At 38.6% G+C, this 24,314-nt stretch carries 20 protein-coding genes and 1 pseudogene; 13 read left to right on the top strand and 8 right to left on the bottom strand.

All coding sequences use genetic code 11. The annotated features are described in order from the left end of the window. Window positions 1-36 precede the first annotated feature (36 nt). The 6 genes from BM086_RS03960 (at window position 37) to BM086_RS03935 (ending at window position 4,828) form a co-directional block, all read left to right on the top strand. Window positions 37-792, top strand: a complete 756-nt coding sequence (locus tag BM086_RS03960; protein ID WP_092323797.1) for an SDR family NAD(P)-dependent oxidoreductase — start codon at window positions 37-39, stop codon at window positions 790-792. Between the two features lie 304 nt (window positions 793-1,096). Then, window positions 1,097-1,807, top strand: a complete 711-nt coding sequence (locus tag BM086_RS03955; RefSeq protein ID WP_175560088.1) for a LytR/AlgR family response regulator transcription factor — start codon at window positions 1,097-1,099, stop codon at window positions 1,805-1,807. Further along, window positions 1,804-3,072 carry a sensor histidine kinase gene (locus BM086_RS03950; protein ID WP_092323791.1) on the top strand — a complete coding sequence of 423 codons (1,269 nt, stop codon included), beginning with the start codon at window positions 1,804-1,806 and terminating at the stop codon, window positions 3,070-3,072. Before BM086_RS03955 ends, BM086_RS03950 begins: the two co-directional genes overlap by 4 nt. 124 nt (window positions 3,073-3,196) lie before the next feature. After that, entirely contained in the window at window positions 3,197-3,334 is a 138-nt protein-coding gene (locus BM086_RS22040) for a cyclic lactone autoinducer peptide (RefSeq protein ID WP_092323788.1), read from the top strand. 22 nt (window positions 3,335-3,356) lie between these two features. Further along, window positions 3,357-4,085: an ABC transporter ATP-binding protein gene (locus tag BM086_RS03940; RefSeq protein WP_092323785.1), complete on the top strand. Its 729-nt coding sequence runs from the start codon at window positions 3,357-3,359 to the stop codon at window positions 4,083-4,085. Next, a complete protein-coding gene (locus BM086_RS03935) occupies window positions 4,082-4,828 on the top strand; it encodes an ABC transporter permease (protein ID WP_092323783.1) in 747 nt (248 codons plus the stop codon). Before BM086_RS03940 ends, BM086_RS03935 begins: the two co-directional genes overlap by 4 nt. Before the next feature lie 104 nt (window positions 4,829-4,932). Here the strand turns inward: BM086_RS03935 and BM086_RS03930 are convergent, their stop codons facing one another. The 4 genes from BM086_RS03930 to BM086_RS03915 form a co-directional block, all read right to left on the bottom strand. Then, window positions 4,933-6,276 carry a DUF4153 domain-containing protein gene (locus BM086_RS03930; protein ID WP_092323780.1) on the bottom strand — a complete coding sequence of 448 codons (1,344 nt, stop codon included), beginning with the start codon at window positions 6,274-6,276 and terminating at the stop codon, window positions 4,933-4,935. A 99-nt stretch (window positions 6,277-6,375) separates the two neighbouring features. Continuing rightward, window positions 6,376-6,588 (bottom strand): helix-turn-helix domain-containing protein, encoded by a 213-nt coding sequence (locus BM086_RS03925; RefSeq protein WP_092323777.1) that lies wholly within the window; start codon window positions 6,586-6,588, stop codon window positions 6,376-6,378. 11 nt (window positions 6,589-6,599) lie between these two features. Next, on the bottom strand, window positions 6,600-7,082 hold the full coding sequence (locus BM086_RS03920) for a DUF2975 domain-containing protein (RefSeq protein WP_092323774.1): 483 nt from the start codon (window positions 7,080-7,082) through the stop codon (window positions 6,600-6,602). A 140-nt stretch (window positions 7,083-7,222) separates the two neighbouring features. Then, window positions 7,223-8,404 (bottom strand): VanZ family protein, encoded by a 1,182-nt coding sequence (locus tag BM086_RS03915; protein WP_092323771.1) that lies wholly within the window; start codon window positions 8,402-8,404, stop codon window positions 7,223-7,225. A gap of 321 nt (window positions 8,405-8,725) precedes the next feature. Between BM086_RS03915 and BM086_RS03910 the strand changes: the two genes are divergently transcribed. Further along, the gene (locus BM086_RS03910) at window positions 8,726-10,933 is read left to right on the top strand and encodes a glycoside hydrolase family 31 protein (protein WP_092323768.1); all 2,208 of its coding nucleotides are present in this window, start codon (window positions 8,726-8,728) and stop codon (window positions 10,931-10,933) included. 20 nt (window positions 10,934-10,953) lie between these two features. On the opposite strand, the gene BM086_RS03905 is transcribed toward BM086_RS03910, so the two are convergent. Further along, the gene (locus BM086_RS03905) at window positions 10,954-11,646 is read right to left on the bottom strand and encodes an LrgB family protein (RefSeq protein WP_092323764.1); all 693 of its coding nucleotides are present in this window, start codon (window positions 11,644-11,646) and stop codon (window positions 10,954-10,956) included. Continuing rightward, on the bottom strand, window positions 11,639-12,001 hold the full coding sequence (locus BM086_RS03900; protein WP_092323761.1) for a CidA/LrgA family protein: 363 nt from the start codon (window positions 11,999-12,001) through the stop codon (window positions 11,639-11,641). The genes BM086_RS03905 and BM086_RS03900 overlap by 8 nt, the downstream gene beginning before the upstream one ends. A 151-nt stretch (window positions 12,002-12,152) precedes the next feature. On the opposite strand from BM086_RS03900, the gene BM086_RS03895 reads away from it, so the two are divergent. Further along, on the top strand, window positions 12,153-12,698 hold the full coding sequence (locus BM086_RS03895) for a TIGR01440 family protein (protein ID WP_092323758.1): 546 nt from the start codon (window positions 12,153-12,155) through the stop codon (window positions 12,696-12,698). A gap of 134 nt (window positions 12,699-12,832) precedes the next feature. Here the strand turns inward: BM086_RS03895 and BM086_RS03890 are convergent, their stop codons facing one another. Continuing rightward, a complete protein-coding gene (locus BM086_RS03890) occupies window positions 12,833-13,393 on the bottom strand; it encodes a hypothetical protein (protein WP_092323755.1) in 561 nt (186 codons plus the stop codon). Window positions 13,394-13,748: 355 nt separating this feature from the next. Between BM086_RS03890 and BM086_RS03880 the strand changes: the two genes are divergently transcribed. Genes BM086_RS03880 through BM086_RS03870 form a run of 3 tightly spaced genes read left to right on the top strand, consistent with a single transcriptional unit; the run spans window position 13,749 to window position 18,587 of the window. Then, on the top strand, window positions 13,749-15,203 hold the full coding sequence (locus BM086_RS03880; RefSeq protein ID WP_092323749.1) for an HD domain-containing phosphohydrolase: 1,455 nt from the start codon (window positions 13,749-13,751) through the stop codon (window positions 15,201-15,203). Window positions 15,204-15,239: 36 nt separating this feature from the next. Then, window positions 15,240-16,748: a FecR family protein gene (locus tag BM086_RS03875; protein ID WP_092323746.1), complete on the top strand. Its 1,509-nt coding sequence runs from the start codon at window positions 15,240-15,242 to the stop codon at window positions 16,746-16,748. Between the two features lie 3 nt (window positions 16,749-16,751). Next, window positions 16,752-18,587: a CHASE2 domain-containing protein gene (locus BM086_RS03870; protein ID WP_092323742.1), complete on the top strand. Its 1,836-nt coding sequence runs from the start codon at window positions 16,752-16,754 to the stop codon at window positions 18,585-18,587. A 1-nt stretch (window position 18,588) separates the two neighbouring features. Here BM086_RS03870 and BM086_RS03865 read toward each other — a convergent pair whose 3' ends face one another. Then, on the bottom strand, window positions 18,589-19,206 hold the full coding sequence (locus BM086_RS03865) for a TetR/AcrR family transcriptional regulator (protein ID WP_092323739.1): 618 nt from the start codon (window positions 19,204-19,206) through the stop codon (window positions 18,589-18,591). Between the two features lie 301 nt (window positions 19,207-19,507). Between BM086_RS03865 and BM086_RS03860 the strand changes: the two genes are divergently transcribed. Both BM086_RS03860 and BM086_RS20745 read left to right on the top strand, forming a co-directional pair. Beyond that, window positions 19,508-21,625 (top strand): efflux RND transporter permease subunit, encoded by a 2,118-nt coding sequence (locus BM086_RS03860; RefSeq protein WP_092323736.1) that lies wholly within the window; start codon window positions 19,508-19,510, stop codon window positions 21,623-21,625. Window positions 21,626-21,741: 116 nt separating this feature from the next. Next, window positions 21,742-24,314 (top strand): annotated as a pseudogene (locus BM086_RS20745) (hypothetical protein); the annotation flags it as partial.

Genomic DNA, 24,314 nt, shown 5'->3' with positions numbered 1-24,314 from the left:
ATAACAATATACTAATGAATAGGAGGTATAGCGAAGATGGCGAAAACAGCGATTATTACCGGTGGCTCCAGAGGAATTGGGGAAGCAATGTCCTATAAGCTGGGAGAATTGGGTTACAATGTTGTGGTCAATTACAGAAGTGAATCGTCAAAGGCTCTTTCTGATAATATTGCAGAAAAACTTGCTGCAGATTATAAGGTTGATACACTTGTTGTAAAGGCTGATGTCAGTAAATATGAGGACTGCGAAGCACTGATAAAAGCTACTGTTGATAAGTTTGGGGACAATATAGATGTGCTTGTAAATAATGCCGGTATTACAAATAACTGTAACTTTATTGATATTACAAGGCAGCAATACGAGAATGTTATAAACACCAATCTGATGAGCTTTCTTCATATGTCTCATTTGGTTTTGCCGTATATGGTAAATCATAGCAGCAAAGATAATCAGTGTTGCATTATTAATACTTCTTCTATAGGTGGACTTATTGGCGTTATTAACCAGGCTGATTACTGCGCTTCCAAGGCAGGTATCATAGGTCTTACCAGAGCCCTTGCTTTAGAATTTGCTGCAAGAGGCATCAGAGTAAATGCAATAGCGCCTGGAATGATAATGACAGATATGCTAAGGGGAGTTAATCAGGATGAGTTAAAAGCGCTTGCATCCACAATACCACAAGGCTATATCGGAGATACTTCGGATATTGCAGGGGCTTTGGAATACCTTCTGAAAGCTCCTTACGTAACAGGACAGGTAATTTCTCCTAATGGTGGAATAGTACTTCAGTAATAGTTAGAATTTGAAACATACAATAATTGAAAAAGATACTGCCGCCAAGATGATTTCATACTAGGCGGCAGGTATTTTTTTGAAGAGGAAAGAAGCATATCAAAATTATCTAAATAGCAATATGTGAGCATTATATAGCAATATGTGATAAGCGACATGAAAGCACATAATAAATAATAGTCGAAAAATGATAAAGTCTGACAACTTCAATAGTTTATTGGTTTATATAATTATTTGCAATTTTTCGTGGTATTTGTTTAGGGAAATTAGAGGGGATGTATGGACAAGTATGTGGAGGAAAAAAGTGAAGATACTATTGTGTGATGATGATCCTGTTTTTTGTGATGACCTTGAAAGATATTTGGAACAGTACGAAATTACTAATAAGGAAGAATTTGTTATCAGGAAGGTATATTCAGGTCAGGATGCTCTGAATCAACTAAAAAAAGAAAAGTGGGATGTATTGTTCATGGATATAGAGATGCCGCATATTGATGGAGTAGAGGTGGGTGTTCGTGTACGTGAGCAATTAAATAATTATAGTCTTAAAATTATTTATGTTTCTTCTAAGTGCGGTTATGCAATGGATTTGTTTAAAGTGAATACGTTTGACTTTCTGATCAAACCTGTTAGTTATCAGGATTTAGAAGTAGTGATGAATAAACTTGAAAACTCAATGAATAGAAGCGGAGAGATGTTTGTCTATCATAAAAAAGGCCAAACAGTGCGATGCTTATTAGATGATATTTTGTATTTTGAGAGTAGTCTTAAGAAAACTATTATTGTCACAAAGACAAAGACGGATGAGTTTTATGCATCATTGAAGGATGTGTATGAAGAACTGAAAGATAAAAGTTTTTTTTATTGCCATAAATCAATTCTTGTAAATTACAACAGAGTGTCGGAGTTTTATTATGACAGGCTGGTACTGGATAACAATGAGGAGCTGGAAATAAGTCAGGCTAAGAGAAAAGAAGTAAGGAAACTAATTAGTGAAATGGGGATGGTAGGATGATTGAATTTAACATGCTTATGGTTTATTTGATTACCTATGCTCTATGTACATTTAGTATTGCACGTTTTTTTCGTAATGATAAGCAGATAAGTATTCCGATTTATAAAGAATTTGCGGCGTACTTCATTTATTACATAATGATATGTGCAGTATATGTATTTATTAGAATACCAATGGTAATGATGGTTCTGAACCTGGTTGGCTTATTACTGCTTTCAAGATTATATGAGAAAAAAATCAGAAACAATGTCATAATGGTTGTAATGATGTATGTGATGATGGTGGCTTCAGAATGTATGGCAATGATGTTTTGCAAATTTACTCCTCATAATATTTGGGAAAAGCAAGGAATTGCATCGCAGATGCCATTAATCTTTCAGTGTGTTGCTTTGGCACTTAATGTGCAGGTTTTTAAGAAGTTTGGCGCTATGAAAAGTAGTGATTATGTTCCCTGGAGATGCTGGGGAGGTGTTGTTCTGATACAACTGGTACTGGTATATTTCATGATAATGCTTTCAAATCAGATGCAGGCAGAATTTCTTGTACAGGCTACGCTTTTGATGACAGTAGTGGATTTTATTATTCTCTATATCTATGATGTTCTGATAAATTCAGAAAAAGAAAGAGTTAGAAATATTATACTTACGGAACAAAAAGAAAGTTATCTTAGAGAAATGGATATTCTCATGGATTCACAAAAGAGAGTTCGAGGTATCTATCATGATATTAAGAATCATATTCTGGTAATGCGTTCTTATCTGGCGCAGAAGGATTATTCCAGTCTGAATGAGTATTTAGATAGGCTTCAGCAAGAGACTAAGCAGGCTGTTCCCAAAGTATATACAGGACAGCCTACAGTGGATAGTATCCTGAATTATAAGATTAATTCACTCAAGGATGTTTCTGTGAATATAGAAACCAGCATACCTGAAACAATGGGTATAGATGATTATGATATAACTGTTATTCTCGGAAATCTGTTTGATAATGCTATAGAAGCATGCAGCAAGATTGACAAAGATAAAAGGAATATCGATTGTTCCATTAAAATGGTAAAGAACCAGATGTTCATAACTATGGAAAATCCTTTTCAAGGAAAACTTCGATGGAATAATGGTAATCTTTTGACACAAAAGGCTGATAGTGGCAATCATGGCTTCGGACTTCAGAACGTAAGAAGAGTTGTGGAGAAGTACAATGGTATTATGGAAACATCAGATGAAAACAATATATTTAGGGTAAAAACAATGCTTTATCTTAGATGATAGCAAAAAAACTTTGGATTATGGCAATAAAAGCCATAATCCTTTTTTATTTGTTAATCTGTAAAAGAACTTGATCGACTGTTCAAAAATAAAAAAATTAAAAATCAAAAAACAAGTATGAAAAATGAGAGATTTTGGGAGAAAAGCAGTAATCAATATGGCTAAGAAGGTAGCAATAACGCAGGCAAATACAAGTTGTGCATTTTGGTTTTATCAGCCCAAGATGCCTAAGGCATTAGAAAAATTACGCAAAGTAAATTGAAAGATTTGAGGTGGCGAGGCATATGAGTATTATCAATGTGCAGAATGTAACAAAAAAATATGGTGAAAAGACAGTATTAAACAATATTGACTTTCAAATACCTTCCGGAGAGACAGTTGCAATTGTAGGACCAAATGGAACGGGCAAGACAACATTATTAGAGATTTTAATGACAATCAGAAAAGTTGATTCCGGAAAAGTGAATATCCTTGGAGAAGATGTAGATGATCAGAAGAATGTGGATGATATCCGTGGAAAAATCGGTGTCATGCTCCAGGAAGGCGGAATGTACAATTACATAAAATTGAAGGAAGCGCTTGATTTGTTTGCATCTTTCTATGCAGTAGGAAAAGAAAGAATAGAAAAACTGGTAGATTATTTTGAACTACAGCCTTATCTGAACTCAAAATATGAAAAACTATCAGGTGGCTGGAAACAGAGATTTCTTCTGGCAATTGCATTTCTTCAGGACCCGGATCTTATTTTCCTGGATGAGCCTACAACCGGTCTTGATCCTAAGGCAACCCAACTGGTATGGGACAAAATAAAAGGAGGCGCCCAGAAAGATAAAACTATTCTGGTTTCCACACATTCTATGGAAGAAGTTGATAAGTATTGCGATAGAGTGATCGTGCTTAACAAAGGAAAAGTTGTAGAAAACGATTCTCCTGAAAAGATAAAAGAAAAGCTTAATGTTGATTTCTTTTCAGATGCGTATTTTAAGCTTGTTGAAGGAGGAGAAAAGCAGTGAGATTATCAGTAAAAAGTATTTGGAAACAGTTTTGGTATGATTTGGTGATTTTCTTTAGAGAGCCGTTTTTTGCATTGCCAATTTTATTTTTACCGGGACTATTCTTTGTGGTATATGCAGGATCTATGGCTAAGTCCTATGGTAATATAGACGGATTTGCTCAGTATATTCCGATGTATATGATTCTTATTTCTTTTTTGACAGTCTTTTTTAATATAGGAACTCAGTATGTGACCGATAAACAGAGCGGAATATTCAAAAGACTCATTTTGTCTCCAATAAGTCTGTTCAATCTGGTTTTGACATATTCACTCAGAGGAATCCTTATATCTGTTCTTGGCTTTTTTGAAATGATTGCAATTGCAGTTTTCGTTTTCAAGATTCCTTTATCCGATAACATGGTCATGTTCTTCCTGGCATTTTTGATATCAGTGGTCATCATGATGCTCCTCAGCCTTACACTTCATGGATTTTTTAAGAATAGCAGGCAGGTAATGCCATTTACTATACTTGGATTCCAATATGTATTGTTTGCATCAGGAATGATCATGCCTGTGGATAAGATGCCAAAGGTGTTGCAGTACTTTGTATATGTTAATCCTGTTTATCATATGAACAAGATACTGGTTCGAGTGTGGTATAGAGTGGATTTGGAATTGATTAATATTTTGGCATTGGCAGCCTGGGTGGCTGTTTGCATTATTTTAATCCATTTTCAGAAAGGTCTTTCAACTGATAAGTAAAGAGGTAGAGCAGACTATTTTATGCTAAACCTGAATTATTCACGGCTTAATTACCAAGCCGTGAATAATTCAGGTACAATAATCGACAGACGGGGCAACAAGGCTTAAAACTTAAAACATACTATGATTGAAAAAGATACTGCCGCTAAGATGATTCCATACTGGGCGGCAGGTATTTTTTTGTAAAAACGAATGATCATGAGTATGCACCAGATGATGATGTTCATGACAACCCAGGATGAAAGTATCCTTCTTGGAGTAATACCAAAAAGCGCAATGTATACGCCGCACAGGTTGCAGGCTGCTAAAACTGCAAAACAGAAGGCAAATGCAAACAGGATTGTAACAAGGATTCTGCTAATTTTTTCTTCCCATAAGGCTTTCTTTGAGAAAATGCAGGAGCCGGCGAGAATAGCGAAGTTTAAAAGAACTACATTTATAAGATTGTAAAAGCTTCCAACGGCACGTACTGATGCTTCATGGGCAGTCGCAGCAAATAATCCTTTGTGATATATGAAATCATAAACAGAGGTTGCCAAAAAAACTGTATAGAGAATGCATACGCTGCCTATGATTATAAATGCTGAATAGTTAGGCAATCTGTGAAGAGTGCTTGTTTCAGCTTCAAACTGAGTATCTGTACAGTAGGGCTTTCCTTTCTTGAAACCACCGGCAACCAGGCTAAAGAGATACCAGCTGATCGGAATCGAGAAGAGGAAACAGGCGATGTTGTCATAGAGAGATGAAAAAAACCCCTTATTTATAAATTCAATGACATCGCTGTACATTTTATCGCCAAGTTTTCCAAAAGTTTTTGAAGCATCTGCAAGCTGAGAATAGGCAATCAGGCAGACAATCAGGGCGATAAAAAGACTTATGGTTATAGTTATAACATGCTGAAGAGTGAGAAAGCTCTTTTTACTAATGGTTTCATCAGGTGACTTATCAGTTTCATTTTTCTTGAAAATTGATGTAAATCTGAGCCCGATATTTGAGAGTGGGATAGTGAAAAATCCCTGAAAACAGTCGAGAAGGAAAAGTATTCCGCTTCTTCCTGCGGCAAGAGACCCGGTTCTTGCAAGAACATAATAAATTATGGTGAAATGCCAAAATAGAAGCTGTATAAATTCCCAGTCATCGTGATAATGCCAAACTGCAAGACTTATGGACTGCAGGGCGATGCATATCATATAGATAAATGGTTCGACCTTGGAATTGTTTTTTTCTGAAAGTGCTTTGTAGGTTATTCCCAACTTGTGTGCAAACAGTTCGGTGCATATTACAAATATTACAGCGAATATGAGTATTCTAAGTCCGAAGTGCATTCTGAAAAAATCACTACGGCAGAAGCTGTCTCCAAAGCACATATATTTTAGGTAAATGAAACCTATGATGTAACTGATTATTGCGGCGGCCTTGTATATGGGCCTGTTCTGTGTTGTTTCCATACTATCCTCCAATATAACTACATTTCCTTGTATTATCTTGCTGATTACATTACTTGTTTTGGTAATTGTGGCTATTGTAAGTCTAAAGCAAGTTTTTTGTTATACTTCTTCATCCGGAACATATTCTAGTATGTCTCCCGGCTGGCAGTTTAGTTCTTTACATATTGCATTTAATGTGGAAAACCTGATGGCCTTTGCCTTGTTGTTTTTAAGTATTGAAAGGTTGGCAGGGGTTATATCGACTCTTTCAGCAAGGTCTCCTGCGCCAATTTTGCGCATTGCCATTACAACATCTAAATTAACTCTTATCATGTCTCTCTCCCTTACACTGTAAAATCAAGTTCATCCTTCATTTCAACTGCTTTTGCAAATGCATGGCCAATAACTCTTATAATGGGAGTTACAAAAGCAGTAGCTGCGGTGATGATGAATATCATATAGGTGCAGGTTATGCCTATGAAAAAGGTAATGACTCCGGCGCTGAGAACAAGGTCGCTAAGCCTCTTAAGAGCCTTTACGTTTTCGGTGGTGAATACTTCGCCTTTTTCAATTCTGACAATTAGCTTATACAACAGGTATAGGAAAAGAAATAGAAGTCCTGCGCAGATATAGCCGCCAATGAGCAATATCCAGAACCTGTAACGGTCATCGACAAGAGGTGTAGTCTTGGTCATGACTATTCTTACGATAGGTGTCCCCCAAATGCACATGATAACAGCGATTATAGCCATTATGACGATAAATGCCTTGGTGACAAAGATGCTTGATATTGCTTTGAAGTTATTGTCTTTTTGCTTAGTGTTCATATTCTCCTCCAACGGGTAAATGGAATTCCATGGGTTAATAATAATCCTTCTACAAATTGATTGTCAATATAAAAATATCGAAAAACGATATATAAATATTGAAAATCGATTATTAGGGTTACCGCGAGCAGAAGCCTCAATCAATTATCAAGTTCCAAATGTGTATTCGTCCATGTATTATGTGGCAGGCCGCCCTTTCTGGCGATGCTGTTCATAAGAACAATAAACACTATCGGGAAAAATATTATACAGGCTGATGTCAAAACTGTCCTTTGGAAATTGGTGGAATCAACTCCAGTGTAACAACTTGCAGTACTTACAATAAGAATAATTGATATGATTGCCACCATTGGCTCTGCAAAATACAAAATAATATTTCTATATAAAAGATTTTTGGCCGTTACCTCACTCTGATTCTTGTTATCGCTAACTATTTTCACCTTAACCAGGGCATTTCCAATGGTCTGCTTCTCCCAGAGCTTTGGAAGTACTATGAAGTAACCTGCAAGAAGTATGATTTTTAACAATTCCACCTGTAAAAATTCTGAATGGATAAATCCGGCAAAATAATGATAAGCCACATAATTCACAAAAAAGTTGATCAGATTGCATACAAACCAGTCAACGGCAAATGCAGTAAAGGCGCGGATAATCTCCATCCTTTCGCCTCTCTTGGCAGCAATCATATCCATTTCTTCAACAGATGGCAGAAAACGCATCAAAATCGGAGCTGCTGCAAATCCTATCATACATCCCAAAGTGTTGTTCATAAGATCATCAACATCCGGACATCGGAACGCATATGGATATATTCCCCAAACACCGGAAAGCTGCGTCATCTCATAGAACATGCTTATCAGGAAACCTATCCATAAAGCTCTTTTCCATGAAACTCTAAAGTAATACCTCAGATAAAATCCAAGTGGCACCTGCATAATAATATTTGCAATGATCTGAAACAGCATTGCTGAAGTAAGGAGTTTCTTCCAATTAGCGCCAATAAACCATGTACTCGAATCTGATGAAACAAATCCTGCTGCTGACATAGTTGATATTATGTTGTTAAACAAGTGATTATTAAAGGTAGCCGGTTTTCTATCCAAAACCTCCTGTATCGTAGGTAATGGAAGAAGTGTCAAAAAGAAAGCGCACATCATGTAAAACACAAAAGAAAAAATAACTGTGGCCCTCATTACAGACAATCCATTATATTTGCGATAATTCCACACAAGAAAAGGAATTGAAATCAAGCAAAAAACGAGCGGAAATATAGAAATAGCAGTAACAATCGGGAATGAATAATTTGATAAATTAGATAACATCGCAAGCCTCTTTCATCAGTAATCTGTACAGTGGACGTAGTAAGAAAAAACTGTCGATACCGTACAAAATCTACTATACACGATTTTCTCTGATTTATACAGCCCAGAGCAAGCTATTTTAGCCTTATTTCTTGCATTAAACTTATGCAAACCAAAATCTCGGGTTCACGTTGTTGACTGACTACTCAAAGACTATAGCTGTCATATTAAAATCCATATCTGCCATAAAAACTTATCTCTTAGAACCGTCTTATAATGTTATACTATGAAGATAGTTGTTTGATATTTAATTACGGAATTATTGGGAGATGGGATTAGTGTATGGATACGGATAAGATGAATAAAATTTTGGCAAAACAAAACGAATTAGGGGAAAGATGGGAATATGATGGGGAAGGTACAAACAAAGCCAGGCTGACTCGTTTCAGTTTTGGTGATAACAAGAAAAGCAGCATTGTTGTCTGCGAAGATGGGATTAGCAAGACAGTAAGTAAGGATGAGATTGGAAGCGGATACAGCATTGAGAATGATGGGAAAGTTCTTTTGACAGTGTATGAGCCGGAATTTGAGGATTATGAGATTACCAGAAGCACTTCAAAGGAAACAATTACCCGTAAGACTGTTGACGGAATTAAGGTGTCGCTCAGCGAAGGGAAAAAGAAATTTATCAGAAATTCAAAGCATGCAGTCATAACTTTGAAAATCTCTGATGGTTTACTCTTTGGCCTTGGAAGTCATGAAGAGGGATACAGATGCCTTAACGGGATTGATCTGCCTCTTTATCAGGAAAACTTAAAAATCTCGATTCCGTTCTTTGTTTCCACCGCAGGCTTTGCATGCCTAGTTGATAATAATTCGTATATGCGATTTGACAATACTGAGACTTCAGTTGTGAAAATATACGTGGACTGCGCGGATCATTTGGATATGTATCTTTTTGCGGGAGAGCTTGATGAGATACATAAGGCTTATAGGAGCCTTACCGGAATTACGCCAATGATGCCTAAGTGGGCGCTTGGATATGCTCAGTCCAAGGAAAGATATGAAAACGCTAAGGAGCTTCTTGACGTTGTTCAGAAATACCGGGATTTGCAGGTGCCACTTGATCTTATCGTTCAGGACTGGCAGTACTGGGAAGGTGGCCTTTGGGGCCAAAAGAGCTTTGATAAGAGCAGGTATGCGGATATCGATAAAGTAATAGACAAGATACATGCTCTCGGAGCTCATGTCATGATTTCTATATGGCCAAATATGGATGGAAATGGTCCTGATCAGAAGGAATTTCTTGAAAAAGGACTTATGCTAGGAGATGGTTCGGTCTACGATGTTTTTAACGCTGATGCAAGAGACGTATACTGGCAGCAGGCGTATGAAGGCCTTTTTAAATATGGAATTGATGCCTGGTGGTGTGATTCCTCGGAGCCTTATGATGCAAACTGGGAAGGCGAGGTCAGACCGGACAAAGAACTTAGGACGAAGAAAGCAGTCAATGAGTATAAAAAATATGTTGATGATGCGGATGTCAACGTTTATTCGTTATATCATTCCATGGGGATTTATGAGCATCAAAGACAGGCTTCAGGTAAAAGAGTTTTGAACCTTACGCGTTCAGGCTATGCAGGTCAGCACAGGTATGCTACCGTAACCTGGTCTGGGGATATCAGCGCCTCATGGGAGACTTTGGAAAAACAGGTCTATATTCTGCAAAATTATACGATTTGCGGTGAAGCTTACTGGAATAGTGATATCGGAGCCTTTTTTGTAAAAAGAGGAAGTCAGTGGTTTTGGAATGGTGAATATGACAGAGGTTGTGAAGATGATGCTTACAAAGAACTATATGTAAGATGGCTTCAATTTGCGGGATTTACTACTCTGATGAGGTCTCACGGAACAGATACACCAAGGGAAATATGGAATTTCGGAGAACCCGGCACTGTGTATTTTGATGCTATCAAAAAGGCAATTGAGTTAAGGTATACGCTTCTTCCGTTTTTCTATTCTATGGCAGCCAAGGTGACTTTTGAAGGAATCATGCCTGTAAAACCGCTTGCTTTTTCTTTTCCTGAAGATAAAGGGGCTTTGGAAGCATTCGATGAATACATGTATGGAAATGAGGTTTTAGTGTGCCCTATAACAGCCAAGGGAGTGACGGAAAAAGATATATATCTTCCAAAGGGGCTCTGGTACGATCTGTATACGAAAAAATCATACGAAGGCGGAAGAAATATTAAGATTTCAGTTGATCTTGAACATATTCCTGTTTTTATAAAAGCAGGAGCAATCCTTCCGACAGTTGAAGTCATGCAATATACTGATGAGAGAAAAGATGCCCCTTATAAAGTTCTTGCTTTTTCGGGTGCAGATGGTTCTTTTGACCTTTATGATGATGCTGGCGATGGCTATGACTACGAAAGTGGTGAGTACAGTCTGATTCATATCGAATATGATGACAAAAAGCATTCGATAAAACAAGAGCAGCTTGGAAAAGATAAATATGCCCATGAGGTAGTATTTGAGATAATAAAATAAATGAGGTTAAAAATCTGTATTTAGATGCAGTTCGCAAATAGCGAAGCAAGAATAACTGTAAATATTCCTGAAACAGCGATTGCAAGGCCACTCATGGCACCTTCAACTTCACCGATTTCAATTGCCTTGGCTGTTCCGATAGCATGTGAACTTGCACCGAAAGCAAGACCTTTTGATATAGGTTCTTCAATCTTTGCAAGTTTGCAGATGAGTTCACCGAACATGTTTCCGAGGACACCGGTTATGATTATAACTGCAACGGTTATGGTGACATAGCCGCCAAGTTCTTCTGAAACACCCATACCGATCGCTGTTGTGATTGATTTGGGTAGTAAAGTAACATATTCTTCGTGGGACAGATTAAAAATCCTGGCAAGCACTAATACTGTTGTGAGACTTGTGACTGTTCCTGCAAGTAATCCCAAAAGGACGGCTTTATAGTTCTTTTTCAGAAGTTCTAATTGCTCATAAAGGGGAATTGCAAGGCATACTGTCGCAGGTGTAAGCAGGTAGCTTAAATACTTGGCGCCTTCATTATAAACTTCATAGTCAATTTTTCCTGCTATAAGGACCACACAGGAAACGACAATTGAAATAAGAAGTGGATTAAATAAACCTATTTTGAATTTTTTCTTTAATAAAACGCCTACCATATATGCAGTAAGGCTAAGTGTTACTCCGGCAAACAGCGAGTTTTGAAAAAGTTCATTCATCTTTCTTTTTACCTGCCTTTCTGATAATTATCTGTGATACCCAGCCTGTTGCAAGCATTACAGTAATTATTGTGACAACTGTAATAATGCTCACGGGAAGAAGAATTGCTCGAAGATTTGACCAGCTGGTCATCAGACCTACGCCGGCAGGGATGAACATGACAGGCATGATCTCAATAAGGAAAACTCCGGTTTCTTTTACATCCTTTAGTTTTACTACTCCGGATAATAAGCCGATAAAAAGAAGCACCATTCCGTAGATACTTGCCGGTATAGGAAACGGAAGGCATATTTTCAGTATTTCGCCAAGAAAAGATATGGCTAAAATGATAAGGAACTGCTTGATATATTTCATTTTTTTACCTTTCAAAACAAAAAACTATATTTACACCACCGACTATTATAGGATGGATTTTGTCATTGTCAATGAATAAAAATACGAGCATTCAGTGGATTTTTATTTGAAAAGCGAGTAAAATTCCTTATTGTGAAGGGAGAATATACAGATGTTTGAAGAATTATATGATCAGGCTGTAGCCATTACTGAGGAGTTATGCGAAAAAGCAGGACTTAAGAAAGGACAGATACTTGTTGTGGGTTGTTCCACATCAGAGGTTTGCGGAGACAGAATAGGCACAGGATCTAATCTGGATGCTGCAAAGGCAGTCTTTTCAGGAATATATAAGGTGGCTACAGACCGTGGAATCTATATTGCAGCCCAGTGCTGTGAACATTTGAACAGAGCGATAATCATAGAGAGAGATGCAGTGCCGTTTCAGGAAATAGTAAATGTTATACCGCAGCCCAAGGCAGGCGGCTCTTTTGCAACAACTGCTTATCAGACTTTTGCAGATCCTGTTGCCGTTGAAGAAATCAGAGCTGATGCGGGACTTGATATCGGAGATACACTTATCGGCATGCATCTTAAAAAAGTTGCTGTTCCGGTGAGACTTGATAATCATGAACTTGGTAAGGCTCATATTACAGCTGCCAGAGTCCGCCCTAAATACATCGGTGGATGCCGCGCGCAGTATGATGAGAAATTGGGCTGAGGGATAACGCATACGGGTATCGTCAAGCTTTTCAGATGTAGTTTATGAAATTGAGGTACAAATTATTTGACTTAATCAGAACGTTAGATTGCACAGTTCCAAAAGTCTCGTCGTGTCTGTGATTTTTATCAATATCAGTAATCGGAAATTCCAACCGCAATTTTCTCAATCTGCAGGCAGCCCTTATTTGCTTTTATGATAAAAGAATATTCATTTCCGATTTCATGCAGCTTCTCCTGACATTCTTTATCTTGAATGGCAGAGTGAAGCTGTTTTTCTTTTTCTTCATCATTCTCATCCGGAAGTAATTTGTAAGCATCACTATCCTTAAATTCTTTAATTGCATACTGTATTGCGGCTTGAATATATTGCCTGTAGGGATCATTTTTACTTACAGATGAAAGGGCAGTAAATTGGATATCATTTATCTGTTTCTTTGAGGTTGCATGTTTACATTGTTCTTCAACATCCCTTCTTATGATCTCAATACGCAAGGCCTGTGCATAGAGCCTTGGGTTATGTGCTCTTAGATAGTCCATTTCTTTTGGCGTAAGTTTCTTTCCAGACTGAAGTTTTGCCATTATTCTGGCCATCATTCGTCCTTCTTCTTCGCTTTCTTTTGGAGTATTTGAAGCAAGTATTTCAAGGACAGAAGAAGTGTATTCGTGATATGTTCTGTTTGATATTTTTTCCATTTTTGACCTTTTTTTCTTTGGTTGTGAAATTTGATTTCAATACTTCCATTTGCTATATCGGCAAAAATCACCGTAAAATTACGGATTTATAAAAAATAAATGAAGGAATAATCTGCATGCTGAATCAAGCCGATAATATTCTTATAGGACATCCCCATGAAAATTTGTTTCGCTGTTCATTTTATATGGATTTTGAGCGTGAACAGCAATTATTAACACCGCATAAACAATCTAAAACAATCATGAAACTACTATTAAACAACGTTTCTGGCGTCTTATATGATAAAAAATATGATTGAATCGCAATTATAATTTTTTTAAATAAGATGCAGTAAAAGAGGGGGACTATCATTAAATGAAAGCGTTTTCGGCCGACCATCTTATACAGATTGCAATTGCTTTATCAGCAGAAAAAAACATAGACAGACTGCTTGATATGATCTTAAAGGAGGCTATCACAATAAGTACCTGCGATGCGGGAACGGTTTATGTAAGAGAGGGAGAACAGCTCTTTTTTCATAATACATATACGGGAGCAAGTGGATTTCCTGACGCCTCGTCAAATATGCGAAAGACGATGCCGCCCCTTAAACTTACAAGAGAGTATGTCAGTGCATGCGCAGTGCTAGATAAAAAGAAGATAAATATACCGGATGTCTATGAATCTGTTGAGTATGATTTTTCCGGAGCAAAAAAATATGATGCAATGAACAATTACCGGACAAAATCCATGCTGGTAATACCGCTTGAGGATGATAAAGGGGAAGTTCTTGGAGCGCTTCAGCTGATAAATGCACAGAATGAGAAAAAGGAAGTGGTGCCATTTCCGGCAGAAGTAGAAGATATAATATACGCTCTTGCTTCACTTGCAGCAGTAAGTCTTACCAACAGAAGACTGGCAGCGCAGGTACTTGATACATTACATTCTTTCGTGGAAGTAATGGTAGAAGCAATTGATACCAGAAGCTCCTACAATGCCAATCATACAAAGAGTATGGTGGGATATGCCAGAAAGTTTCTTGAATATATAGGCCAGCATCACGACAACAGAACTCTTACTGAAGAAGAAGCAGATTCGTTTTTGATGAGTGTATGGCTCCATGATATAGGCAAACTGGTCATTCCGCTTGAAGTTATGGACAAAGCCACAAGGCTTGGGGAGAAAAAGGAAGTAGTCAAGAACAGAGTGACAGTTGCCTGTCTCATGGAAGAGATAAGAGGGTTAAAAAATCCTGAAGAAAAAGAAAAGGCCGATGAAGCAATAAAGAATCTAAGAGATGCTTATAAGCTCATAGAAGAATGTGATACGAAAGGTTTTTTACCGGATGATCTGATAGAAAAACTGAAGCAGGCTTCACAGCTAAAATGTCTTGATGAAAATGGATGCGAACAGACTCTTTTGTCGGAAGATGAGCTTATTGCAATAACTGTCAGAAAAGGAACCCTCACTGATGAGGAGAGAAATATCATGCAGAGCCATGTTGTATACACAGGCAGGATGCTTGATAAGATGAATTTTGAAGGGATATATGCCAACGTTCCGAAATGGGCTGCTGCGCATCATGAACTTCTGGATGGTTCAGGATATCCCCAGCACGTTAAAGCAGATGATATCCCGTTACAGGTCAGATTCCTTACGATCATTGATGTATATGATGCTCTGACAGCGGAAGACAGGCCATATAAGCCACCAATGCCACCGGAAAAGGCACTTGGCATTTTGGATAACATGGCCGAAGAAGGAAAAATTGATAAGAATATATTGGAACTATTTAAAGAGAGCAAAGCCTGGGACAAAAAAGGAAGTTAAGGATCAGTAAATACCACTATCCGGAAAGGAGCGCCTATGAAAAACGGAAAATTAGGAGCTAAGAAGATAGCGATAATTGCAGCGGCTGTGCTAGCAGGAGTGGCAGCAGTTTTTCTCTTTTTCTTTAGCAACAGACTTTCAGCTACTACTATGAGACTCTTGAAAACTCAGGGAGTTGTTAAGCTCTTTGAGAAGGAAAAAGAAAAAACGATCAAGACCAACTTAAGACTTGCCAATGGAAACGTATTAAATACTGATACTGAGAGCCTTGCAGCAATTGCTCTTGATGATACCAAGATTGTCACGATAAATGACAGCAGCCGTGCACAGTTTGACCAAAAGGGAAAGAAGCTAAATATAAAGCTTACAGATGGAAGTCTTTTCTTTGAGGTAACCAAAAAGCTTGAGGCTGACGAGACATTTGATATCAAAACTTCCACAATGGTAGTTGGAATAAGAGGAACATCCGGTTACGTAAGTTGTGATGAAGATGGTTATGAAACTCTTTATATTACCGATGGTAAGGTATTTGTTATAGGGACAAATCCGGTTACAGGTGAGGTCAAAGAGATATATGTTGAGGCAGGTCAGAGACTTAGAGTTTATCTCTATAACGACAGAACTGTCGATAGTATAATGTTTGAACTTGAAAACGTGACAGAAGATGATCTTCAGCAGGCAATCAAGGACAGACTGATTGAAAATGAAACTCTTATGGAAAAGGTTTGTGCAAACACAGGATGGTCAGCAGAAAAGATCATGGGAATCGAAGAAATTCCTGAAACTATGACAGCTACGGATCCTGGAGAATTCATAACGGATGAAAACGAAGCAGCTGAGAATGAAGAGGTTGCCGGGGCTGAAGAAACTGCTGACGAGCAAAACGAGGAAGCTGAACCGGAAGCAGAGGACGTAAAGCCTGAAGATGAAAGCGCAGTAGAGGAGACAGATGCAGAAGCTGAGGCTGAAGAGGCAGAAACTTCTGAGAAGAAAGATAATACTGCTGGTGATAGTTCTAAGAAGACGGATGAAAAGGGAACAGGAAAAGCAAATAGCGGATCTAATGAAGGAACACAAAATGATGTGAATATTCCGACTGGTAATACAGCCCAGACAGCACCTGCTACCCAGGAAGTTACAGGGGATAGCGTAAATGCTGCAAGTGAAGCTGCATCTCAGGAGACCGAAGAAGAGAGAAAGAAGAGAGAACTTGAGGAGTGGGAAGCATTCCAGGAAGCATTAAGGGCTAGTGAACAGCAACAGGCAGAAGCGGCAGCCAGAGAGGCAGCCGAGGCAGAAGCAGCTGCAAGGCAGGCTCAGATGGCTAGTGAAGCAGAAAACGTAAGCGATGAGCAGCCGCAGCAGAATCAGGATGCTGTAGAACCTGTTGATGAAAATCCTCATAAGGATGAGCCATGGAATGATAACCCTGATGATTGGCAGGACAATCCTGATGACTGGCAGGATAACCCAGACGACTGGCAGGATAATCCAGACGATTGGCAGGATAACCCGGATGACCCTAACGCAAATCAGGAACCATAAAATATGAAGATAAGAAGTTATTTTAAACGACCAAAATACCGTAATTTTGCCATTCTTTTCTTTATACTGACTGTTTTGTATACCATTGCTGTATATTTCAAGGTGGTTAACAGAGCTGACAAATGGCTGCAGGATGCTTTTTTCCAAAAGCCGCAGGCAGTGTCCTCTGAAGTGGTGATTATCGGGATAGATGATGAAACTATTGAAAAACTGGGTGCATACAATACCTGGGACAGGCATGTAATGGCAAAAGCCCTGGAAGTTCTTTCATCTGCTCCCGATAATAAACCTGCTGTTGTTGCAATTGATGCGCTTTATATAGGAGATACGGAAAGTGAAGCAGATGAGCATCTGGCAAAAGCGGCAAGTAATCTTGGAAATGTCATAGTAGCATCTGCAGGAGTATTTGGCTCGGGATTTATCGAGGATGAAAATGGCAAGTTCCAGATGCATGGGCACATGGTCTTTAACTATGAAGAACCGTATAAAGAACTGGCTCTTGTAACTACTCAGGGACATATCAACGCCATGTATGACATGGATGGTATACTTCGTCACTCGCTTTTATATTTTGATTACGAGGATAGCTCAGGTAATAGTAGAAGAATTTATTCCATGGCTCACGAAGCAGCAAGATTGTACTGTGAGAAAAATGGGATGGTATTAACAGATCCTGAAGTTGATGAAAGAGGACATTTTTATCTTTCTTATTCCTCGGAGCCCGGAACTTATGATGACGGCATGAATCTATATAAGCTTATAAACGGCGAGGTGCCATCCGACTATTACGCTGACAAGATAGTGCTAATAGGACCGTATGCAGCAGGACTTCAGGATGAATACTTTACACCGATAGCCAGAGCCCAGAAAATGTATGGCGTTGAATATCAGGCAAATGTTATTGAGGCGCTTATTCGCGGAGATTATAAGAAGGAAATGCCGGATATTTTGCAGGCTTGTCTTATGTTTATCGCGGTGCTTGTGTCCATAACAGTTTTCCTTATGGTTCCGGTGAAACTTGCTACAGGTTTTCTTGCTTTCTTATTGATAATATCATTTGGTGTGTCGTACATTCTTTATTTTAAGGGCTTTATAGTGCATATTATCTGGATGCCCCTTGGAGTTATCCTGATGTATGTGGCATCACTTATTGTACATTATGTAAGAGCGGCCCTTGAGAAAAGAAAAGTCACAAAGACCTTCGAGAGATATGTTGCTCCGGAAATAGTTAAGGAAATCATGAAAGAGGGCATGGAAAATATCGGACTTGGCGGGAAAACCTGCGATATTGCGGTTCTTTTCGTTGATGTCAGAGGCTTTACGACTATGTCAGAGAGACTGACACCTGAGAAGGTTGTCTTTATCCTTAATAAGTATCTGACTATGGCAAGTGGCTGTGTTGAAAAAAATCATGGAACTCTGGATAAATTTGTAGGTGATGCTATGATGGCGTTCTGGGGAGCTCCGCTTCCGCAGGATGATGCAATTTATAATGCAGTCAGGACGGCAATGGACATTATTGAAGGGGCAAAAAGAGTTTCTGACGAGTTAAAAGAAGAAATCGGAGAAGAACTAAGAGTTGGCGTTGGAGTAAACTATGGACCTGCAGTTGTAGGAAATATGGGCGCTGAAAGACATATGGATTATACAGCGATAGGTGATACCGTAAACACTGCAGCAAGACTTGAAGCCAACGCTCCGGGAGGCACAGTTTATATAAGCCGCGTAGTTGCTGACGCGCTTAAGGACAGAATAAAAGTAACCTCCCTTGGCGGAACAATCAAACTTAAAGGAAAGGCCGAAGGCTTTGAAGTTCTTAAAGTTGAAAATCTTAGCTGATTTAAGCCTTTTTCTTGGGGCCTGTTACATGCTGACTGATAATACTGCGAACACTCTTTTCAAGATGAGGCTTTAACTCTTCCAGGGAAATGGGATCGCCATACATGATTGAACTGTAGCCTGTTGCGCCAACAAGCTCGATTATCATAAAAAGCATGACCTCAGGGTCACTAAATTCGAATTCGGATTCTTCGATCATTTTACGATATATTTCACCAAAATCTACGTCCTCACTACTCATAGGAGTGGTGAGGGCTTTTTTAAATACAGCCCAGCTTAAATCTTTGTGGATAAAAGCCAACAGGCCTTTATTGGCTTCAAGTTCGTCAAGAACATGATCCATTATAAAAATCAGTCTTTCTTCAAAACCGGAAATATTGGCCTCCTGAAGTTCATTGTAAGCCTGCATGAAAAGCTGACTGGACTTGTGCGAGATTAGACGGTTCTTTATATCATATTTGTCTTTAAAATATAAATAGAAAGTTCCCTTGGCAACTCCTGCCTTATTAACGATATCTGATATGGAAGTCTTGTTGATTCCCTGAGAAGTGAACAACTCAAAGGAAGTGTTGAGAAGATTTTCCATCTTTAATTTCTTATTATGATCTACTTTTCCCATTTTCTTTTTTAATTCTTACCTCTTTCTAATTACCTATATTACCATGTCGCCCTTTTTTATTGAATAGTAAAACCCTATTCATTACTAACAAAAAAGGAACTGAGAAAAAATATAAATTAAAATTATTGACCGTTGGTCATTTATATGTTATACCATACTATAGAAAATGACCAACGGTCAATAATTATTTTCAGAAATAGAATGACACTCTGAAAAAAGTTATCAGTTAGAACTGTTGGATTAAACGTTTTCAAGCGCTAAATTAAAATATGAAATGCGTTTGAAGGAAGAGGAGGAAGTTATGAACAAGCTTTCACATTTAATTGTAAAGCTTAGATATGTCATCCTGATTGCAGCTATAGCACTTCTTATTCCTGCAGCAATTGGATATTTTAACACCAGAGTTAATTACGATATCCTGACATATCTGCCCAAGGATATTGAAACAATGAAAGGTCAGGACATTCTTCTTGATCAGTTTGGAACAGGATCTTTTGTTCTTTATGTTGTAGAAGGCATGGAGGAGAAAGATGTGGCAACTTTAAAGGCTAACATTGAGAAGGTTGACCATGTTTCAGACGTTCTCTGGTATGACTCACTTATGGATCTTTCCATTCCAATGGAGATGATTCCCGATGATGTGTACAAGGCATTTAACGCAGACGATGCCACAATGATGTTTGTCATATTTGATGAAGGAACATCTTCAGACGGCACAATGCAGGCAATTGAAGATATCAGAAAGATTTCCAATAAACAGTGCTTCATGAGCGGCATGAGCGCAATCGTTACTGATACCAAGAACATGGCAGAGAGAGAAACACCTATATATGTAGGAATTGCTGTACTTCTTGCAGTGATAGTTCTTTCACTGACAATGGATTCATACCTTATACCTTTGTTCTTCCTGCTTAGTATAGGAATGGCAATCATCTACAATATGGGAACAAACGTATTTAAGGGAGAGATTTCCTTTATAACCCAGTCACTTAGTGCAGTACTTCAGCTGGGAGTTACACTTGATTACTCAATCTTCTTATGGCACAGCTACCAGGAAGAGCTTGAGCATAATGATGACAAAAAAGATGCAATGGCAAATGCAATCTCTGCAACCTTTACATCAGTCATCGGAAGTTCAATTACTACCGTAGCCGGTTTCGTTGCACTTTGCTTTATGAGCTTTACACTTGGTCTTGACCTTGGTGTGGTAATGGCTAAGGGCGTTGTGTTCGGAGTTATTGGTTGTGTAACAATTCTTCCAAGCATGATCCTTGTTTTTGACAAGCTCATTGAAAAAACAAAGCATAAACCTTTAATGAAAGAGTTTGTTAAGACCCCAAAGCTGGTTGCAAAGTTTTATCCGGTATTCTTTATTGTTTTCCTGGCTCTTTTGATGCCGGCTATTTATGGAAATAACCACACAAGCGTATATTACGATCTTACTCAGACACTTCCTAAGAGTCTTGAAAGTGTTCAGGGCGCAGACAAGGTTGATGAGAAATTCGATATGAATTCAGCATACATGCTTCTTGTAGATAAGAACCTGGATTCAGCATCAATGACTCAGATGATAAAAAAACTTAAGAACACTGATGGAATTATTTCAGTACTCGGCACAGATTCAGTGTTCGGACCTGCATTTCCCAAGGAATTCATTCCTGAGGATGTTATGTCAAAGCTTGAGAGTGATGAATGGAAGATGGTTCTTTTGACAACTGATTATAAGATAGCTTCCGATGAGATAAATGCTCAGATTTCATCAATCGACAGCATAGTAAAGAGCTATGATCCAAAAGCTATGGTAGTAGGTGAAGCACCTTGTACAAAGGATCTGATAAGCATTACAAATCATGATTTCCAGGTAGTAAATACAGTATCTATCGGACTTGTTTTCCTTATCATTGCATTTGTTCTAAAGTCCGCATCACTGCCATTTATCCTGGTTGCAGTAATTGAATTTGCAATCTTTGTAAATATGGGTCTTCCATTCTATACAAAGACAACAATTCCGTTCATTTCATCAGTTGTTATCGGAACAATACAGCTCGGAGCTACAGTTGATTATGCAATCCTGATGACAACAAGATATCTGAATGAGAGAAATGCAGGACATGATAAGAAAGAGGCTACATTGATCGCTCTTACAACAAGCATGAAGTCAGTTATAGTTAGTGCGCTTAGTTTCTTCGCAGCAACATTCGGAGTAGGAATGATATCAAGTATTGATATGATTGGTTCTCTATGTAATCTGATGGCAAGAGGCGCGATCATCAGTATGTTTACAGTTATCCTGGTTCTGCCTGCCATGTATATGATATTCGACGGACTTATCATGAAAACCACGTTTGGAATGCATGTAAATGATGATAAGCCGCATCATCACGGTGGGGACCTTATTCATAGACATAAAGTGGCATGACTTCTTAGATGAAATTATAAAAATGATTCAGTTGCAAATAGGTCCGCGATATGGTCGTACGTGAACGAAATATTTGCAAAATAAAATGACAATACTGTCGAGAAAAGAGGAGAGTTATGGTTAAGAAGAATCTTTTAAGATCAATATCAGTAATTATGGCATGCATGATGGCTGTTATGACAGTTGCATGCGGCTCAAATAATGTATCAAGCACAGTGCAGGAAACAGCAATCGAGTCTCAGGCAGAGGAAAAACTTGAAAGCACACTTCTTGCGACAGCTGCGTCACATACAAGTGAGGGAGAGTCAGGTAAGGTTGAGACTGTATACGTAACAGCAGATGCAAATGGTGCAGTTAATGATGTAGTTGTTAGTGAATGGCTCAAGAATGCAACAGCTTCTTCTGAACTTTCAGATGCTACACAGCTTAAGAATATCGTAAATGTAAAAGGTACAGAAACCTTTAAGGATAATGGTGATGGCACTTTGACATGGGAGGCTGAAGGTTCTGATATTTATTATCAGGGAACAACTGACAAGGCACTTCCTGTAGATATGAAGATTACTTATACACTTGATGGAAAAGAAATCACACCTGCTGAACTTGCAGGAAAGAGCGGAAAAGTAACAATCCGTTTTGAGTATGAGAATAAGGACAAACAGGTAGTTAATGTCGACGGAAAAGATATAGAAGTTTACACTCCATTTGCGATGGTATCAGGAATGATGCTTGATTCTGACAAGTTTTCAAATGTTGAGATCTCAAATGGTAAGATTATTTCCGATGGTGGAAAGTACATTGTCATGGGTGTTGCACTTCCAGGACTTAAAGAAAGCCTTGATATTTCAGATGAGAAATGGGATGAGCTTGAAGATGATGGAGAGCTTGAAAACAAGCTTTCAAATTCTTTTGAGATCACAGCAGATACATCAGATTTTGAACTTGGAATGACTGTAACAATGGCAAGTTCAGACCTCCTTGCAGATTTCGGTCTGACATCTCTTAGCGATTCAGATAAGATTAGTGACATCAAGGACGATATGGGAGAACTCAATGATGGTTCAGACAAACTCGTTGATGGAACAAAAGAGTTAAAGGATGGTACAACAAAGCTTCGTGATGGTTCTAAAGAGCTTTATGACGGAACAGATAAACTCTATGACGGGACAAAAGAGTTAAAGGATGGAACAGTAAAACTTCATGATGGAACAAGTCAGCTTGCAGATGGCGCAGCGCAGCTCTATGATGGAACAACTCAGCTTGCAAACGGAACCAATTCTTTGAACGATGGAGCAAGTAAGCTCTACGATGGTTCCAAGAGTTTGTATGATGGCGTTACAGCATACACAGATGGAGTTTCAAAAGTTAATGATGGCGCTGCAAAGCTTTCTGAGGGAGCAGCAAGCGCAAAGGATGGCTCAAAGCAGATAGCAGATAATCTTGCTAAGGCTCAGGCAGGAGCAGATAAGTTAAAGGACGGTTCAGCTCAGCTCTATGCAGGACTTGCAAAAGTATCTGAAAAGCTTGAGGGAGCTACTGAGATCATGGCTCAGATACAGAACCTCAAGACAATGCAGACAGGATATGAAGCAGCTTACAATTTCCTTATTGGAAAGAGCAATGATTATGAAGCAGCTGCAGATGCGCTTACAACTCTTTCAGAAGGAAAGCTTGATGAGGAGAAGGCATTTGCTCTCAGAAATTATGCAATGCAGTATCTTGGAGAAAAAGAGACTGAGACTGTTACAAAATCCGAGAATGGTGAAGAAAATATAACAGATGCCGAAGGTGGAGAGCTTGAGAATCCTAACCTTGAAGAAGCTGATAATAACCAAGGCTCTGAAGGTGATAACGAAGGTGAAGCTGTGGAAGGCTCAAAGGAAGCTTCTGAAGAATCATCTGAGGAAAACGCAAACGAAACATCAGAAGATGATAATAGTAGCAGTGATGAAGAAAATGGCGAAGAGTCAGAATCTTCAGATAAATCTGATAAAGCCGAAGATTCCGAAGGCGAAGATTCAGAAGAAAGCGGCGATGGAGAAGAAAAAGAAGCTACAGAAGAAAATACAGAAGAAACCGCAGGCGAAGGTGAAAATGTTCAGAATAGTGAGAATACTGTGGCTCAGACTGAGGGCGGCGAAGGCAATACCGGTATAACAGAAGAACAGATAGCAGCATTCCTTGACACTGAAGATGGCCAAAAGCTTGTTATGAATTATGTTCTTAACAGCTCAGATATCCTTAATGCTGTTTTATCAAATGATGGAGTTAAAGCTAAGATTCTTAGTGATTCTGATTTTATCAGCGCTATGATGGAAGATCCTACAGTGCAGGCTAAGATTCTTGGAAATGATAAGCTTATCAGCAGCATGCTTTCAAATTCTGATATACAGAAGAAGATTTTCAGCAACTCTGACCTTATCGACAGTATGATCTCAAATCCTGATATTCAGGCTAAAATTCTTGGAAATACAGATCTTCTTGACACAATGCTCAGTGATGAGAAGGTACAGGCACAGATTTTTGGAAACAAGCAGATTATGGCAAAGATGCTGGGTAATGATAAAGTAATCGGAATGATCATGGGAGATACAGAGCTTGTAGGAAAGATGCTTGGAAACGAAGATGTTCAGAAGCAGATCTTTGGAAACAGCGAGCTTATGGGCAAAATCTTATCTGATGAGAAGAT

The sequence above is a fragment of the Butyrivibrio sp. YAB3001 genome (assembly GCF_900112195.1).
Lineage (GTDB): Bacteria > Bacillota > Clostridia > Lachnospirales > Lachnospiraceae > Butyrivibrio.
Note: the sequence above shows the minus strand (reverse complement) of the source record. Positions and strands in the feature narration are given on the sequence as shown.